The organism is Methanobrevibacter sp. UBA412 (genome assembly GCA_002495685.1).
Classification (GTDB): Archaea; Methanobacteriota; Methanobacteria; order Methanobacteriales; family Methanobacteriaceae; genus Methanobrevibacter_A; species Methanobrevibacter_A acididurans.
On record DAGJ01000006.1, the window covers coordinates 446 to 17295 of the forward strand.

At 25.5% G+C, this 16850-nt stretch carries 14 protein-coding genes; 12 read left to right on the forward strand and 2 right to left on the reverse strand.

The genetic code is table 11. The annotated features are described in order from the left end of the window. Positions 1 to 251 precede the first annotated feature (251 nt). The 12 genes from BP997_RS01505 to BP997_RS01560 all read left to right on the forward strand — a co-directional run bounded on the left by BP997_RS01505 (position 252) and on the right by BP997_RS01560 (position 13671). Positions 252 to 719: a hypothetical protein gene (locus BP997_RS01505; RefSeq protein ID WP_413828715.1), complete on the forward strand. Its 468-nt coding sequence runs from the start codon at positions 252 to 254 to the stop codon at positions 717 to 719. Between the two features lie 125 nt (positions 720 to 844). After that, positions 845 to 1036: a hypothetical protein gene (locus tag BP997_RS01510; RefSeq protein ID WP_413828717.1), complete on the forward strand. Its 192-nt coding sequence runs from the start codon at positions 845 to 847 to the stop codon at positions 1034 to 1036. 82 nt (positions 1037 to 1118) lie between these two features. After that, positions 1119 to 2018, forward strand: coding sequence for a hypothetical protein (locus tag BP997_RS01515; RefSeq protein ID WP_413828719.1), 900 nt, complete (start codon positions 1119 to 1121; stop codon positions 2016 to 2018). Between the two features lie 170 nt (positions 2019 to 2188). After that, the gene (locus tag BP997_RS01520; protein WP_413828721.1) at positions 2189 to 2500 is read left to right on the forward strand and encodes a hypothetical protein; all 312 of its coding nucleotides are present in this window, start codon (positions 2189 to 2191) and stop codon (positions 2498 to 2500) included. Positions 2501 to 2668: 168 nt separating this feature from the next. Then, a complete protein-coding gene (locus tag BP997_RS01525; RefSeq protein ID WP_413828723.1) occupies positions 2669 to 4546 on the forward strand; it encodes a sensor histidine kinase in 1878 nt (625 codons plus the stop codon). After that, complete coding sequence (locus BP997_RS01530) at positions 4543 to 5103, forward strand: hypothetical protein (protein ID WP_413828725.1); 561 nt, start codon at positions 4543 to 4545, stop codon at positions 5101 to 5103. Before BP997_RS01525 ends, BP997_RS01530 begins: the two co-directional genes overlap by 4 nt. Then, positions 5103 to 6398, forward strand: a complete 1296-nt coding sequence (locus BP997_RS01535; RefSeq protein ID WP_413828727.1) for a histidine kinase dimerization/phosphoacceptor domain -containing protein — start codon at positions 5103 to 5105, stop codon at positions 6396 to 6398. The genes BP997_RS01530 and BP997_RS01535 overlap by 1 nt, the downstream gene beginning before the upstream one ends. A 30-nt stretch (positions 6399 to 6428) precedes the next feature. Next, on the forward strand, positions 6429 to 8291 hold the full coding sequence (locus BP997_RS01540; RefSeq protein WP_413828729.1) for a sensor histidine kinase: 1863 nt from the start codon (positions 6429 to 6431) through the stop codon (positions 8289 to 8291). After that, the gene (locus tag BP997_RS01545) at positions 8281 to 9996 is read left to right on the forward strand and encodes a sensor histidine kinase (RefSeq protein WP_413828731.1); all 1716 of its coding nucleotides are present in this window, start codon (positions 8281 to 8283) and stop codon (positions 9994 to 9996) included. The genes BP997_RS01540 and BP997_RS01545 overlap by 11 nt, the downstream gene beginning before the upstream one ends. Before the next feature lie 13 nt (positions 9997 to 10009). Then, positions 10010 to 10165 (forward strand): hypothetical protein, encoded by a 156-nt coding sequence (locus BP997_RS01550; protein WP_413828733.1) that lies wholly within the window; start codon positions 10010 to 10012, stop codon positions 10163 to 10165. Positions 10166 to 10345: 180 nt separating this feature from the next. Next, on the forward strand, positions 10346 to 10549 hold the full coding sequence (locus BP997_RS01555) for a hypothetical protein (protein ID WP_413828735.1): 204 nt from the start codon (positions 10346 to 10348) through the stop codon (positions 10547 to 10549). Beyond that, positions 10537 to 13671: a beta strand repeat-containing protein gene (locus tag BP997_RS01560; protein WP_413828737.1), complete on the forward strand. Its 3135-nt coding sequence runs from the start codon at positions 10537 to 10539 to the stop codon at positions 13669 to 13671. Before BP997_RS01555 ends, BP997_RS01560 begins: the two co-directional genes overlap by 13 nt. Positions 13672 to 13737: 66 nt before the next feature. Here BP997_RS01560 and BP997_RS01565 read toward each other — a convergent pair whose 3' ends face one another. Together BP997_RS01565 and BP997_RS01570 are read right to left on the reverse strand one after the other, a co-directional pair. Next, positions 13738 to 14445, reverse strand: coding sequence for a plasmid pRiA4b ORF-3 family protein (locus tag BP997_RS01565; protein ID WP_413828739.1), 708 nt, complete (start codon positions 14443 to 14445; stop codon positions 13738 to 13740). A 202-nt stretch (positions 14446 to 14647) separates the two neighbouring features. Beyond that, positions 14648 to 16492 (reverse strand): helicase C-terminal domain-containing protein, encoded by a 1845-nt coding sequence (locus BP997_RS01570; protein WP_413828741.1) that lies wholly within the window; start codon positions 16490 to 16492, stop codon positions 14648 to 14650. Positions 16493 to 16850: the final 358 nt, after the last annotated feature.

The following is a 16850-nucleotide window of genomic DNA, read 5'->3' on the forward strand; positions in this document are numbered from 1 at the left end:
TATACAAAAATTCTTATTCTTACTAAATGTTACTTTAACTTATTTTTATATCCTTAAAAATGTTATATTTAATATTTTTTTCTCAAATTAAATAGTTTTATTACTCTCGAAATTTTTAATAATAATCCAGACTATTCAATCTTTTTGAATTAAATAGTAAAATGTATATACTAAGTATTCAATATTATCAATTACTAAAAAGAATATATTCAAGTTTTCTTTTTAAAATTATATTTTAGGAGTAATTTAAAATGAAAATTTTAAAAAAATCAATACTAATACTCTTAACGTTTTCCATAATATGTATTATGGGAATCAGTTGTGTATCTGCAACTGACAATGTAGATCCAACTAATAGTGAAGATATAAGTATTGTAAATAATAATTCACAGAATTCTGTGAATTTAGAAACCTCAAATAATCTTGTGGATGGAGATTCTTCACAGGGCTTATTAACTATTCCCAATGAAGTTAACACAAATAATTATGAACCTAATAATAATATTTTAAGTGAAAATGAAAATCAAATTATTGCAGTAGAAGCAAATTCTAAAGCAAATTCATATATAGATATGGACTTTGAGAATTCAAATAATACATTAGAATTTGACTTATCAAGTAATGATATTGATTTACCTAATCAAATCATCACTGGAGATATTAATGGGACATCTTTTAGTCTTACAACTAATTACGAAGGAGAGCTTATAAAACTTTAACTAATTATGCACCGGGTAATTATATAGTATCATATTCTTATTCTGGTAATGATTCTATTAATGGATTTTCAGGATCCAAAACTATTACAATTACAGATAATACTAAACTCAAAACAGAATTAGATATGGATTTTGATGATGATACTAATATTTTAGAGTTCGAATTAAAGAATAATAAAATACCTTTAGCTAATCAAGTTATTAATGGGGATATTAATGGTATTAGTTTCACTTTAACTACTAATGTTAATGGTAAAGCTTATATGACTTTAACTAATTATGCAACTGGTCGTTATACTGTAACTTATTCTTATTAGGAAATGATAAATATAAGGGGATAACGGTGTTGATTATATAAGTATTACAAATTCATCAGGTAAATCTACAACTGAATTGGATATGGATTTTGATGATGATACTAATATTTTAGAGTTTGAATTGAAGAGTAATGATTATGCTTTAGCTAATCAGGTTATTAATGTTAATATTAATGGTACTAGTTTCACTGTTACTACTGATATTAATGGTAAAGCTTACAAGACTTTATCTAATTATGCTCCAGGTTATTATATAGTATCTTACTCTTATCTTGGCACTGATAAAGTAGCAGGAGCTAATAGAACTGAAACTATAATAATAACTAATTCATCAGGTAAACTCAATACTGAATTGGATATGGATTTTGATGATGATACTAATATTTTAGAATTTGACTTATCTATTAATGACCAAGCTTTAGCTAATCAGGTTATTAATGTTAATATTAATGGTACTAGTTTCACTGTTACTACTAATCTTAATGGTAAAGCTTATATGACTTTAACTAATTACACTCCAGGCCAATATACTGTAAATTATTCTTATCTTGGTACTGATAAAGTTAGTGGAATTAATAAAACCGAAACTATTATAATATCTAACTCCAGTAAATCTAGTACAGATTTAGATATGGATTTTGATGATGATACTAATATTTTAGAATTTGATTTAAACTATAATAATAAACCATTAGCAAATAAAACCATTCAAGTAAATATAAATGGGACAAGTTTCACACTCACTACTAATACTTATGGTAAAGCTTATATGACTTTATCTAATTACACTCCAGGTCAATATACTGTGAAATATTATTTGAAGGAGATAATACTTACAATCCAAGTAGTGGAATTGAAAGTATATATATTAATAATTGTACAGGGACTACTGGTGGAATATATGGTGAAAACCTTACAATGGTTTATGGATCATTTGAAAATTACACTGGAAAACTTATTGGAGATGATGGAAACCCTATAATTGGTCAACATGTTTCTATTAAACTTTCTAATACTCAAGGTTAAAGCAAAATTTACTCTGCCACTACTGATGTTAAAGGTGAGTATCAATTAGAAATCAACCTTTATCCTGGAGAGTATACTGCACTTGCAAGTTATGGTAAATATTCATGTCTTAATACTATAAGTGTAATGAAAAATTCAAGCATTACTAAATCTGTTTTATCTGCTAATAAGTTTAGTGAACCTTATGGTGCAGGTCAAAACTTCACTGGAAAACTCTTAGATGCTAATGGAAACCCTCTTATTGGTCAACATATTGCTATTAAACTTTCTAATACTCAAGGTCAAAGTAAAGTTTATTGGGCGAATACTGATTATAATGGTGAGTATCAATTAGAAATCTGTTTATATTCTGGTGTGTATAGTGCACAATGTAGTTTTGGTGGTAATTCTAAGTATTCAGATAGTAGTGCATCAACAAGTATAACAGTTACTAGTTAAAATTTAAACCTTTATTTTTTCTTATTTTTTATTATTCTTTTAATTGGAAATTTTAAATTATTTAGTTTTTTAAGCTAATCCGTAAACTTATTAAATAATAAATTTAATATTATATATTAATTAATTAGTATTTTTGTGAATATTTTTATTTATTCTTTAAAAGGGACAATGTTTAATTTAAGACTAATTGAGAAAAACGATTTGGGAATCGATCAAGCTGTGAATTTTAAATCATGGGCTGATTTTTCTATTGAAACTGATCAGAATTATCCAGTTCCTGATTTAGTTTATCCTAAACTTTTCAATGAAAAAGATTTAGGTGTTAATATTTTATCTTATTCTAAAGTTAAAGATGATTTTATTATTGTTAAATTATCTAACTTTGACACTATTAATAATATTAATGATTTAAATTTCATTGGACAATTAACTGGTGATACTTTTCCCTTATTAAAGGCTGTTGGGCTTTTAGATTTAATTAAAAAATCTTATAATAATGATAAATCTGTTGATTTTGAGGTTCGAATTTCAAAAAATGAAGTTTTAAAGTATAGTTTTCATTTTAAAACTTACCGTGAAGGTAATCTCTTTTTTTTAATTAGTAAAAATATTAAAACTCATAATATTCGAACTCAAAAGCATAATAAGGTTTTTAAAAATTATTCTCAAGGTATTTTCTTTATTCAGAATAAAAAAATCATTTTAAAGAATCAGGCTTTTTTGCGTATGGAGCAGGATAATAATTATCTTAAACCTTTCACTTTTAAGGATATTCAATTTAAGGATATTTCTAATGGTGAGTGGTTGCGTATTTATAATGAGTTAATTAATCGTGATAGATTATTTTTTGAGGATATTATAGTTTATAATAATCCTATTACTCAGGATAAAGCTTTTTTTAATGCTTATTTTTCTCCTTTCACTCGTAATGATGTTCCTGGTGTTAAGGTTAATTGTGTGAATGTTACTCGTGAAATTCTTGCTAGGATTAAATATAATGAGTTTTTAGAGAATTTACGGATTGTTCAAGGTATAGGTAAATTTGCTATTATGTTTAGAACACGTGAAGAATTTATTAATTATAGTTCTGAGATTTATAATATTCTTGAGATTCCTGATCCTTCTATTATTCCTGAAGGGGCTGATGTCTTAGATGATTATGTGCCTTTAAATATTAAGAATACTTTTTATTCTTTTGTTAATAATTCTAATAGTAAAAATGATTCTTTATCTTTTACTTATCCTGTGACTACTTTTAAGGGTAATAAGAAGTATTTAACTAGTAACCTTTTTTATGTTAATTCTGATGTTGGTAATCCTAATTTAGATTATATTATTAGTGTTGTTCAAGATATTACTAGTTCTGTTAATAATAGGGGTGAGATTATTGAAGCTAATAATGATTTGCAGAAATTATTACAGGATAAGGAAGTTTTAATTAATGAAGTTCAAACTCGTATAAATAGTAATTTAAATATTATTATTAATTCATTGGATTTAGATTTAAAATACTATAAGAATAATCCAGATTTAGTTATTCAAAATAGTATTAATCGTATTAACAGTATTGCTTTGATTCATGAATATATTTATAAATCTGATAATTTAAACAGTTTAAATATTCATGATTTCATAAAATCAGAAGTAAATTATATTTTAAATCGTCATTACTTACAATACATTGATAGGGTTTTGGATGTTGAAGATATTGAAATAAATATGAATAATATTGTTCCTTTAGGTTTAATTATAAATGAATTAATCCATAATAGTATAAAGCATGCCTTTGATGAAGAATTTGATAAAGCTTTAATTAAAATTAAATTTTATAAGAAAAATGATGAATTCAATTTAATCATTTCAGATAATGGTAAAGGTTTACCTGAAGGATTTAATATTTTAAAATCTGAAAATACTTCTGGTTTCACTATAGTTAATAGTTTAGTTTCACAAATAAATGGTGAATTAATTCAAATAGATAATTTAAATGGATGTACTCTTAAAATTGTTTATCCTGTAAATGAATATGATGAGGGAGTATTATGATTGAAATTTATCTTTTTTTAGGGAATAATTTAACATATTCTGCATCTTTTCACTATGAAAAGGACGGAACTGATTTTTTAAATTTAAATACTCCATCTTATCCAGTTAAAAATTTACCTTATAATGGATTATTTGAAGATTTAGATTATGGGGTGAGTATTTTACATCCAACCAGTGATGGTGAAGATTTTATTCATGATTTAATGTCTGAATATTTGAGAAATCATTTTCATGTTTCTAATGACGAAGTAATAGGACATAAATATAGTGAAGTTTTCTATCTTTTTGCCCATAATCTAAGGATTCTAGATTTAATGAAAAAAGCTTACTTTGATAATGAAAGAATTGATTATAAGCATGCAATTTTTGTTGATGGGGAATTAAAATACACTTTAGATAATACTTTACTTCGTGAAGATGATTTATTAATTTTAACTAGTATCATGAGTTCTGCAGCAGTTAATAAGTTTGACTTAGATATTTTTAATGAATATACTCAAGGATCTTTCATTATTCAAAATAAAAAATTGTTTGTAAAAATAGTGCTTTTAATTTAATGGAACATGATAATGGTTCCCTACGACCATTTACATTTGAAGATATTAAATTTGAAGGATTAACATATAATGAATGGTTAAATATTTATGATAAGATTTTAAGTTGTGATTTACTAAATTATAATGGGTCTGTAAGATATTCTAATTATATTACTGGTGATACTACTTATTATGATATGTATTTATCTTTCACATTATTTGATAATAAAGCTGCAATTAAGGTTAACTTAATTGATGTTACTAATTTTAGACAAGAAGAGACAAATGTTCGTAGATTAGAAGAACATCTTTATAATGTGAATCTTTTAAATAAATGTGCTATTTTACGTTCAAATAGTAAAGGTAATCTTTATTGGACTCCTGAAATTTATAATCTTTTAGAAATGAGTATAGATGAAATTAGTAGGGTTAAAGATAATGAAAATGTATTAGATCGATATATAAGTGGAAATGAGAGGAAAAAGTTTTATGATTGGGCGAAAAATGCGAAAACAGAGGATGATGTTTTTAAATCCCAATTTAAAGTTGTAACATCTAAAAATCATATTAAATACTTCTATATTAGTGCTATAGTTAAACATGATGATGCTGATTATAATTCAACTTATTTAGTTAGTTTAGTAAGAGATATTACAGATACATATGTTGAAGAATTAGAGTTAAAAGAGAAAAATAAACAATTATTGGACTTATTAGAAGATAAAAAGATGCTCTTAAGAGAAGTTCATCATAGGGTTAAGAATAATTTACAAATAATTTTAAGTTACCTACGTTTAGATTTACATTTTAACAGGGATAATCCTAATGTAACTATTCATAATACTCGTGATCGTATTAATTCTATGGCTTTAATGTATAATAAAACGTTAAAATATAATGCTGTAGATTTAATTAATATTCATGACTTTATTAAATCTTTAGTAAGTAAATTAATTGAAGTTTATAGTTATGGTAATATTAAAGTAAATTTAAATGTGTTAGATAAAGGATTAGATATAGATATTGTAACTCCTTTAGGTTTAATAATTAATGAATTAGTATTAAACACTATAAAATATGCTTTTCCAGATAACTGTGAAGGTGAATTAAATATACTATTTACAAATGATGAAAATAATTATAAATTAGTAATTTCAGATAATGGTATAGGATTGCCTGAAGATTTAAATATTACAAATCCAAGTACTTTAGGCATGGTAATTGTTCAAACATTAACTCAACAATTAGAAGGTAGTTTTACTAATTTAAAACCGAGTAACGGTATGGCTTTACAAATCATTTTCCCAAAAAATTAAAACCAAATTTTTTTTTAGTAGGATATCCATATGATTACAATAAAAATAATAGAAAAAAATGATGAAGAAAATGAAGAATATACATTAGAGTTTCCTAAACCAAATTTAGTTAAACCTTCATCAATTAAATATTTAACTCCCGAGTTTCCTAAAAAAAGATTAATAGAAGAATTAGGTATTTCTGCAAATATTTTATCACCTTACCTTGAAGGTGAAGACTTTATTTTTATCCATAAATCTAAAATGTGGGAGGGTATTGATTTATATCCTTATGAAGTGCTATCACAAAGATTTAAAGAAGTTTTACCAAATATGGGTAACAGTAAATACTTCACTTACTTAAAAGATGCATACACTAATGGGAAAGTAACAGATTTAATCATATCCTTTTATCATAATAACCATTTATATTTACAGGAAAAACAGAAAATTTATGCAGAAAAAGGTTTAGTTTTCATAATATGTGAAAATATATATTCAATTTCAAATCAAAATTATTTTAAACCAAATAATGAGGATGTTCAATGTGTTTTTTGGGTTAAAGATAAAAAAATTGTTAAAAGAAATAATGCAATTTTAGAATTTCATGAAAAATATAATATAGGGCCAACTAATTTTGAAGACTTACATTTCAGAAACTTAAATCATGAAGAATGGTTAAATATTTATGATAAAATTATGAATAAAGATTTAAATTTATATGAGGATGAAATTGTTTATCATAGTTTATTCACTCATGAATTTTTCTATTTTAAAGTTTATTTAACTCCTATTACAGTTAAAGGGGAAATATTAATCCAATTTACTTGTTTTGATATAAGTAATACTCGTCGATCTGAATTAAAAGCTGAATCTTATAAGAGAGATTTAGATTTAGTTCAAGAATCTTCAAGGTTTGCGATACGTTATGGTCCAGTTAATGATTTAAATGATTGGAGTCCTATGATATATGATATTTTAGAAGTTCCTCAGGATAATCGGGCAAATGTTTCATTAGACTCTATTTTGTATAATATAATTTCTGATAATCATAAAAAGGCTTTAAATGATTTTAAACTTAATCCTGAAAAATATGATTATTTATTTAATGTTTATGTTCCAGTTAAAAGTTATTCAGGTAATGATAAATTTTTATCTTATCATGCAGTTTATATGAAAGATTTAGAGGATGATTCTAAATCTCAGATATCTTCAATTTTACAGGATCTTAGTGAAATTCATGAATCTGATGAGGAATTAAAAAGATCTAATGAAAAATTAAGTGAATTGTTAAATGAGAAAGGATTATTATTAAAAGGAGTTCATCATCAAGTTAAGGATAATTTACAAATTATTTTAAGTTTATTAAATCTTGACATGCGTTATAATAAAGGTAATCCATTAGAAACTTTAATTAACACTAAAGGTTATATTCAAACTATTTCCTTAATGCATGAGAAAACTTATGAATCCTCTAGTTTAAATGGTGTTAATATTCATCATTACTTAGAAGATTTATCTAAACGTCTTTTACTTAACTCTAATAAGCCAAATATTAATCTTCATTTAAAAATTGATGATATTGAATTACCAAATGATATTATTATTCCTTTTAGTTTGATTTTAAATATTTTAATTGAAAATGTGATTAAATATGCTTTCCCTAATCATAATGATGAGGGTAATTTATGGATTAATTTAAGATTAAATGAGGAGGATATTATTTTCAATATTCAAGATGATGGTGTTGGTTTAAGTGATTCTAATGTTTTCAGTGATTTATCAAGTTTAGGTTTTACTTTAATTCAAACTTTAACTCATCAAATTGGGGGTAAAATTAGTGTAATCCCTTCATATAATGGTTTGCATGTTAGATTAGTTTTTAATAAGAATGGTGTTGTCTATGAAGATTAAGGGTCCTTTGAATGTGATTTATTTTGAGAAGGGAAATTCTGATTCATTTAAAACAGTTACTATAGATAATGTTAAAGATTTTACAGGTGTTCCTGAAACTTTTCATAATGTTAAGGAGATTGATTTTCAAGCATTATTTAATTTTTCAGATTATGCTGTAGATATTTATGAACCTTTAAATGAGGATTGTACTGATTTTATTATAGAATACTTAGCTAAAAATAAGGATGATGATAGTTTAAGAGGTGAAAATTTAGAAAAGTTTTCAGGATGCTTATTATCTGAACTTTTACCAATTTATTTTGAATTAGGTTTTGTTAATTCTTTAAAGAAGGTTTATCAAGAAGATATTACTGTTAATTTTAAATTAATAGTGCAAGATTTAAATGATAATCTTGTTTTAAGTTATGAAGCTAAGTTATTTAAAATTCAAGGTTTGATTTATGCATTATATACTCATGAAGATGTGAATAATTCATTTATTAATGATGAATTTAAAGAATTTTATCAATTTAATCTTGCTTCTGCTATTAGTCAGGATTATATGTTTATAAAGAAGAATCAGAAGTTTGTTGATTTGGAAAAAATGTATTCTATTTCACCTTTGACTTTTGAGGATATGAGTTTTAAGGGTGTTTCTAAGAGTGAATGGTTAAAAATTTATGATAATATTATTAAAGGGGAAGTTTTATCTTATTCTGGTGAGGTTAAATTTGAAACTGATAAAGGTTCTCCTTGTTATTTTATTGCTTATCTTAGTCCTGAATTTCATAATGGTAAATTAGCTGTTAAGTTTAATTTTTCAGATATTACCAGTTTTAACAAGACTGTTGAGCAAGGTAAAATTTTGCATGATAATTTAGTAGTTTGTCAGAAGCTTAATAAGTTCGCATTATTACATGGGGATAATAGAGGTTTTTTCGGTTGGGATGATGAGATTTATAATATTCTTGAATTTGATTCGGAGGAAGTGGAGAAGATTCCTCAAGGTTATAATATTTTCGATGAATATATGAATGATGATGATCGAGAAATTTTTGAGGGTTTATTAAATGGGGATTGTGATTTTCTTCATGAGAAAACTTTTAAAATCAGTACTCATAAAGGGAATGTTAAGTATTTAGTTATTTATAGTTTTGCTCAAGTTAGTGAGTATGATCCTAGTTACCGGTGGATTGTTACATGTGTTCAGGATGTTACTGACATAATTATTATTCGTAAGCAATTAGAAGAAAATAGTGATAAGATTAAGAAGGGTATTGGTGAGAAGGAGATTTTGCTTAAAGAGGTTCATCATAGGGTTAAGAATAATTTACAACTTATTGTTAGTCTTTTAAATATTGATTTACATTTTAATAAGGATGATCCTGAGAGTACTATTTGGAATACTATTGATCGTATTAATAGTATGGCTTTGATTCATGATAAGACTTATCAGTCTGGTAATTTAGAGAGTGCTAATGTTAATGATTATATTGTTACTCAAGCTTCTCAAATTTTTAATTTATATGGTACTAATAATATTAAATTAATCACAGATATTGAGGATATTGAATTAGATATGGATATTATTATTCCTTTAGGTTTAATGATTAATGAATTGATTTTAAACACTATTAAGTATGCTTTCCCCGGTGATAGTAAAGGTCATTTAAGTATTAAGTTGAAACGTAGCGATGAGGGTATGTTTTTAAAATGTTTGTGATGATGGTGTTGGTTTGCCTGATGATTTAGATATTAATTCTAGTAATAGTTTAGGTATGACTATTTTACAAAATTTAACTAGTCAAATTGGTGGGGAGTTAATTGATTTAAAACCTAGTAAAGGTTCTAGTATCTTAATTAAGTTTCCTCTTAATTTAAATACTGTTTAAGTTTTTATTTTATACTTTTTTTTTAAGGTTTTCTAAATTTTTTTTGGTGAGAGTTAAATAGGAAGTTATTTATTCAATGTTTTAAAGATTTTCTCATATAAATTTATTAAGAAAGATTTTTAATCTTTTTTTTATAGGATTTATTCATTGTTTTATTTTTTTTTATAGGAGAAATATAAGGTGAAGTTTAAGAAATCCTTAATAAGCATTAGTTTATTGTTAGTGTTTTTCATTGTTATAAGTAGTGTGTCTGCTGTTAATGATGATTTTACTAATTTTAGTACTAATACAAGTAATGTTACCTTTACTAATGTAGGGGATGAAAGTAACCTGTTAAGTGATAATGGGTTGAATACAATTCTGGAGATGGTGTGGATAATTTAGCTAGTAATAATAGTAATATTATTTATATTAGTCCTAATGGTACAGGAAGTGGAGCCAATAGTAGTGATGCTAGTAATTGGTCCAGTGCTTATGATAAAATTACAGATAATGGATGTATAATCTTTGGTGATGGTACATATAATCTTGTAAATCAAAGTATAAGTAAGAATTTAACTTTAACTGCAAATAATATTGGTAATGTTAGTTTAACTAGTTCCAATACTGGTTATGTGTTCAGTACTGGAAATTGTAGTGTTAATTTTAATGGTTTAACTTTTATTAATAGTTCAAGTGCTATTTTTGCAGATTCTAATAATTTAATATTTAATAATTGTTATTTCTATAATAATACTGCGGAATCTGGTAGTGCTATTTTTGCTTTTAATTCAAATCTCATAATAAATAATTCAGTATTTAAGAAAAATCATGCTCAAGATATTGGTGGGGCTGTTTATTTATTTAGAGGAAGTCTTTTAAATAATAACACTGTTTATTTAAATAATAGTGCTGGTGTTGCTGGTGCTATATGTGTAATTAGAGGTAATATTTCAAATATTAATTCTAGTTTCTATTCTAATACGGTTACTGGTTTTTCAGGACGTATTAATTCTACTGGTGGTGCAATTACCATTTTTAATGGAGTAATGAATAATAGTTATGTTAATTTCATTAATAATACTGCAAGTTTCTCTGGAGGAGCAGTTGAAGCACATAATAGTACTGTTTTTAATGATCATGTATTCTTTGGAGGGAATACTGCTGATTTTGGTGGAGCAATAGATTCAACTATTTGTGGTATAATCTATAATGTTAATGTGATTTTTTATAAAAACACTGCATTAAAAAGTGGTGGGGCTATTTATGTTCCTTTCTGTATAATCAGTAATAATGAAACTGTATTCTATTTAAATAATGCAAGTAATTATGGTGGAGCTATACGTATTGAAATAGGAGATGTTCTTAACATTAACTCTGATTTTATTAATAATACTGCTAGTTATGGTGGGGCAATCTTTGCTGATAGTGATGCTAATTATGATAATTTAACAAATAGTACTAACTGTGATATTTATAATCTTAACACTGATTTTATTAATAACACTGCAAATTTTAATGGTGGTGCAATATGCTCTACTAATGGTACTATTTTTAATAATTTAACTAATTTTGAAGATAACACTGCATCCATGGTTAATGGTAGTGGTGGTGCTATAAGATTAAGTAATGGATCCTTAGAAAATTATAATTCTAACTTTACAAGTAACTCTGCATTTGAAGGTGGAGCAATAAGTATGTATGAAGGGAATATTAGTAATCTTAACTCTAATTTCACAAATAACTTTGTAAGTGATTGTGGTGGTGCTATTAAGATAATTTATGCTGATTATGTTACAAATACAAATTGTATTTTCATTAATAATACTGCTAAAATTAATGGTGGAGCTATTCGTATAGGTCAAGAAAACCTTACAAGTGGAGAACTTATTGGTTATGGAGATATAATTAATAATAATACAAAATTTACTGATAATTCTGCTCGTTGTGGTGGAGCAATCTGTCTTACTTATGGGGATATAAATAGTACTTCTACTATTTTCACAGGTAATGTTGCTGAAAATTTAACTGAAGAATATGAATCTACTGGTGGAGCAATCTATCTTGAAGAGGGTATAATAGATAACTTCGAAACATTTTTCTTTAATAATAGTGCAAGTTTTGCTGGAGGAGCAATTGGAATATCTAATGGTATGATTATTAATAATCACGTAGGATTTCAAGATAATACTGCAACTTATAGTGGTGGTGCAATCTTAATTAATAATATAGGAAATTTAACTAACTTTAAATCTACCTTTATAAATAATAAAGCATTAAATGGTGGTGCAATTTTCATTGTTAATGGTACTAATATTAATAATGACTCTTACTTTAGTAAGAATTCTGCAGAATTTAATGGTGGAGCAATTTGTCATGTAATTGGTGAATCTATTAATTATTTAACTAATTTTAGATTTAATAATGCAAGTCTCCGTGCTGGTGCAATATTTGGAGAAAATGTTTATGCTAATTATTGTAGTTTTGTAAATAATACTTCACTTAATGGTAGTGCAATCTTTTATTTAGGTAATTTAAGTGCTGATAATAATTGGTGGGGAAATAACACACCATTTGAGGGTTCTAATTTAATTTATAAGTATGAAAACTTTACTCAAGGTCATATTGTAAATTTAAGTAATTGGATAATATTATCACTTAGTGCTGATCCATCTAATATTAATATTGGTGATTCTACAAGTTTATATCTTAAATTCCAACATTATGATAATGGAACAGTTAGTGATTTATTAAGTGAAGAATCTTTACCTTATTGTATTTATAATTATACAAGTGCTAATGGAGATATCATAAAATATTTAGGTGTTTTAAGAAATAATGTTACTTCTACTTTTACTAGTGGAATTTTAACTGGATTAGTTAATGTAACAGTTAATGTTGATAATCAATTATTAACATTATCTGTGAATGTTAGTGCTAAGGAAGGTATTTATGGTGAAAACTTAACTAAGGTTTATGGTGAAAGCACACCTTATAGTGGAGTGTTATTTGGAGCTGATGGTGAAATTTTAAGTAATAAAACTGTGACTTTAATTTTAATTCGTTTAACTAATGGTCAAAGTAAGGATTATATTGTAAGTACTGATAGTGATGGTAGATTTAGTTTACCTATTAATTTATATGCTGGATATTATAAAGCAATTGCTAAGTATGGAAATTACTCTTGCCTTAACACTATAAGTGTTTTTGAAAATTCAAGTGATAAAGTTAGTACTGTCTTAACTGCTAATAGATTTACTCAACCATATAATGCAGGATCTAAGTTCACAGGTAAACTTTACAGTAAGTTTACAGGTGAAGGCTTATCAGGTCAAACAATTTCATTAAACTTAACACGTTTAAGTGATGGTGCAAGTAAAATCTATAATGTTACAACTGACAGTAATGGAGAATACCAATTACCAATCAATTTATACCCAGGCCAATACCGTGCATACTGTACCTACGGCGGAACATTTATTTTTGATGAAGCAGGATCAGGTACACGTATAACAGTAACAGATTAAAAACAAAATTTAAAATTTAATTTTCTTTTTCTTCTTTTTATGAATCAAATTATTTATATAAAAAGTCTAAAATAATTTGCTTTGATAATCTGTTTCCTTTTTTTCAATCTTTTCATTACTTAAACCTTTTTTTGATATACTTGCATCATGTAAAAATTTTTTAAATTTTTTCTTTTCTTCATAAATTTTATTAAAAACTTCATCACTTTCTTCTAAAATTTTTCCACTAACTTTTCTTAAATTTAATTCTTTTAATACATTTTGAGTTTGCTCTGGATTATATTGAATTTTTTCTATTAAAAATTCATTGACTTTTTCAGCATCTATCTCATTAGGATTTCCAAATTTTTTAGAAATGGAACTAATAATATTATTAATTTCATAACTATCATCTATTAAATTATTCCCTTTAAATCGTATAAATTCAGGGTAATCTTTATTAAAATCAACTTCACCCTTAATTTCAATAGTCATATCCCACATATAAAAATAATTATAAGTATACCCAATTTTTTTATAATTATCAAAAAATTTGTTAATACAAACAGAATCACTATCAAAAGCTAAAAATTGGTCTTCATTTGTTTCAAAATCAATTATATTATATCTTGAATCCTTAAATGAAAAATCATATAAGTGAGAATTATCGAATCCCATTATAATTTGAATTATTTCATGCAATCCTTTAAAAGTAATATTTGAGGGTATGATTAGATCACGCCAAGTTATTGGCTTAAAATTTTTTAATCTTACTTTGATGTTATAACCTTTCATATATAATATTATATTTTCATATTAAATCTTTTCTTAATTTTATAACATTTTATATGATGTGAAAAAAGATTGCTCTTTTAAACTTAATTTATTTTCTTTTTCTTCTTTTTCTGAATCAAAATATTTTCATAAAAAAAATTTAAAAATAGTATTTATCTTTATTTTAAAACATTAAAATAGCTAAAAAAAGAATTAAAATTTTTTATAATTCTTCTGGATTAATTATTGCTTCTTTAAAGGAGTCTTGTATTAATTTCTTGAAAAGTGGACGATTCATTATTGATTTTAATGATTTATCTATAATATAAGTAGTGCAGTAATCATCATCTGCACGCATTCCTCTTCCATAAGTTTGCATTAAAGTAACAGTTGTTTTATATTCATACCACCAACGTTCCTTCTTTCTTATAGCAATCTGTTTATCCTTTAAATTAGGGTAAGGTATTTTATATATAATTTGGAATCTGCACTTGTCATATGGTAAGTCCACTCCTTCATTCATAGAAGGTGAAACTAGTACTGCATTTTCATTGTTTTCTTCAAATTCATGTAAGATTCTTTCACGATTTCTAGGGTTATGATACATTAATCTTGAACTTGGTAAATTTTGTATTATATAATCCATATTTGAGTAACTATTAGTATGGATTAATCCTTTCTCATTTTCATGTTTACTTAATATTTTTCTTATAATTGGTAATGCTTTTACTTGTGATCTTTTAATCTTTCTATTAGTCATTTCTCCAGCAAAATCTAAAATTATGGGACGATTTTCAGTTTTAAATGGTGTTGGTACTTTTAAGAAGTATGCTTCTTCTTGTTTTATCCCTAACCATTTGCAGAACAATTTTTTTGAAAGTATTGTTGCACTCATAAAGAGTACAGTGTCACCATATTGTAATAAGTATTTTTTAGCTATTCTATCCACTTTTAAAGGTTTAAAAGTCACCATACCCTCTTTTGCATTTGCATCTATTATCCAATTAGAACTATCATTTATTAAGTTTTCCTTTAAATCTTTCAATTGATTAATAGTTTCTTTAACCTTTTCAGCTTTATACTTAGCTAAATCCCTAATTCTTATATCTTTATATGATTTAATTATTGCATCTAATTCTATAATCCAATCTTCAATTTCTCCATCTTTTAAAGTTTCTGGTGTTAAACGTTTACCAATTTCTTCTTTTAAAATTGAATTATCTAATTGTACTTCTAATAGTTTCATTAGAATATTTTCAACATTATGTGCTTCATCTAATACGAGTAAGTCACGTTTATGGAAGTGTTTCACGTGATTAAATTCTAATGTTGCATAATCATAATTCATAACTGTTATAGGGGAATTAACTCCATCAGCTTTTTGTTTCCAATAATTACATGGAGTATCACCATTGAAGAATAATACTTCTCCTTGACTATTAAATGCTTCAACACTTCCAAATGCTTTATTAGGTGTTAATCCATAAGGACATGCGAATTTTTCTTCTCCTAAACTAGTTCTACAAGTACCCATATTACAGTTATTTATATCATCTTCATTTATGCATGAGAAATTTCCCCGTCCTTTCACTATGGGGAATCCGAATTCACCATTGTATTGTCCCTGTAATTGTTTAGTACGTGTTAGAATAAATGCACTTCCAATGATTTTAGCAAGTGTGGAAGCTATAACACTTTTACCAGTACCTGTACCTGCTTCTAAGATAATGTATTTATAACCATCATCAATTGCATCAAGAAGTTCTTGGATAATGTCAAATTGACCATATCGAGGTTGTTTAAATGGAAAGTTCTTTATAATATCCTTATCAATAAAAGGATACTCTTTAGTTAAGGCATGAACCTGGCTTTGTGATTGTATATTGTCTTCAATACGGTATGGTTTACTATTTAATGGTTTATGAAATGTTTTAGTTTTATAATTAGTATTTTTAGAATATTTTACAGGGTTAGGTGTTTCGCGGATTATGCTTTTATTCTTTGATTTATCACATATACAATTAGATTTAAGCATACCGCAGTCTGGACAAAAAAGTGAATCAGTCATACTATATGATTATTATTTTTATAAATTATATAATTGTTGATTTTAAATTTATCTAAAAAAAATGGTGTTTAATAAAGATTTTAGAAGTGATATTTTTAGAATTATAACTGTATGAACTTATTTAGCTATTTTTAAATAAGCTTTGAGATTAAATACAAAAATTAAAATATCTTTCAATATATTTATTATTTTTTTAAGATTCTTTTGATTTAAGCCTTATATTGGCTCTGTCAAAAACTTAGTTGATTTTATTTTTTGAAATATTTTGTCTCATAATTTTTTTAAGCTTTGTTATGGCTTTAATTATGATTTAGAAATAGTAAATTTGATATATTAAGTGGAGCTAATATATTTATAT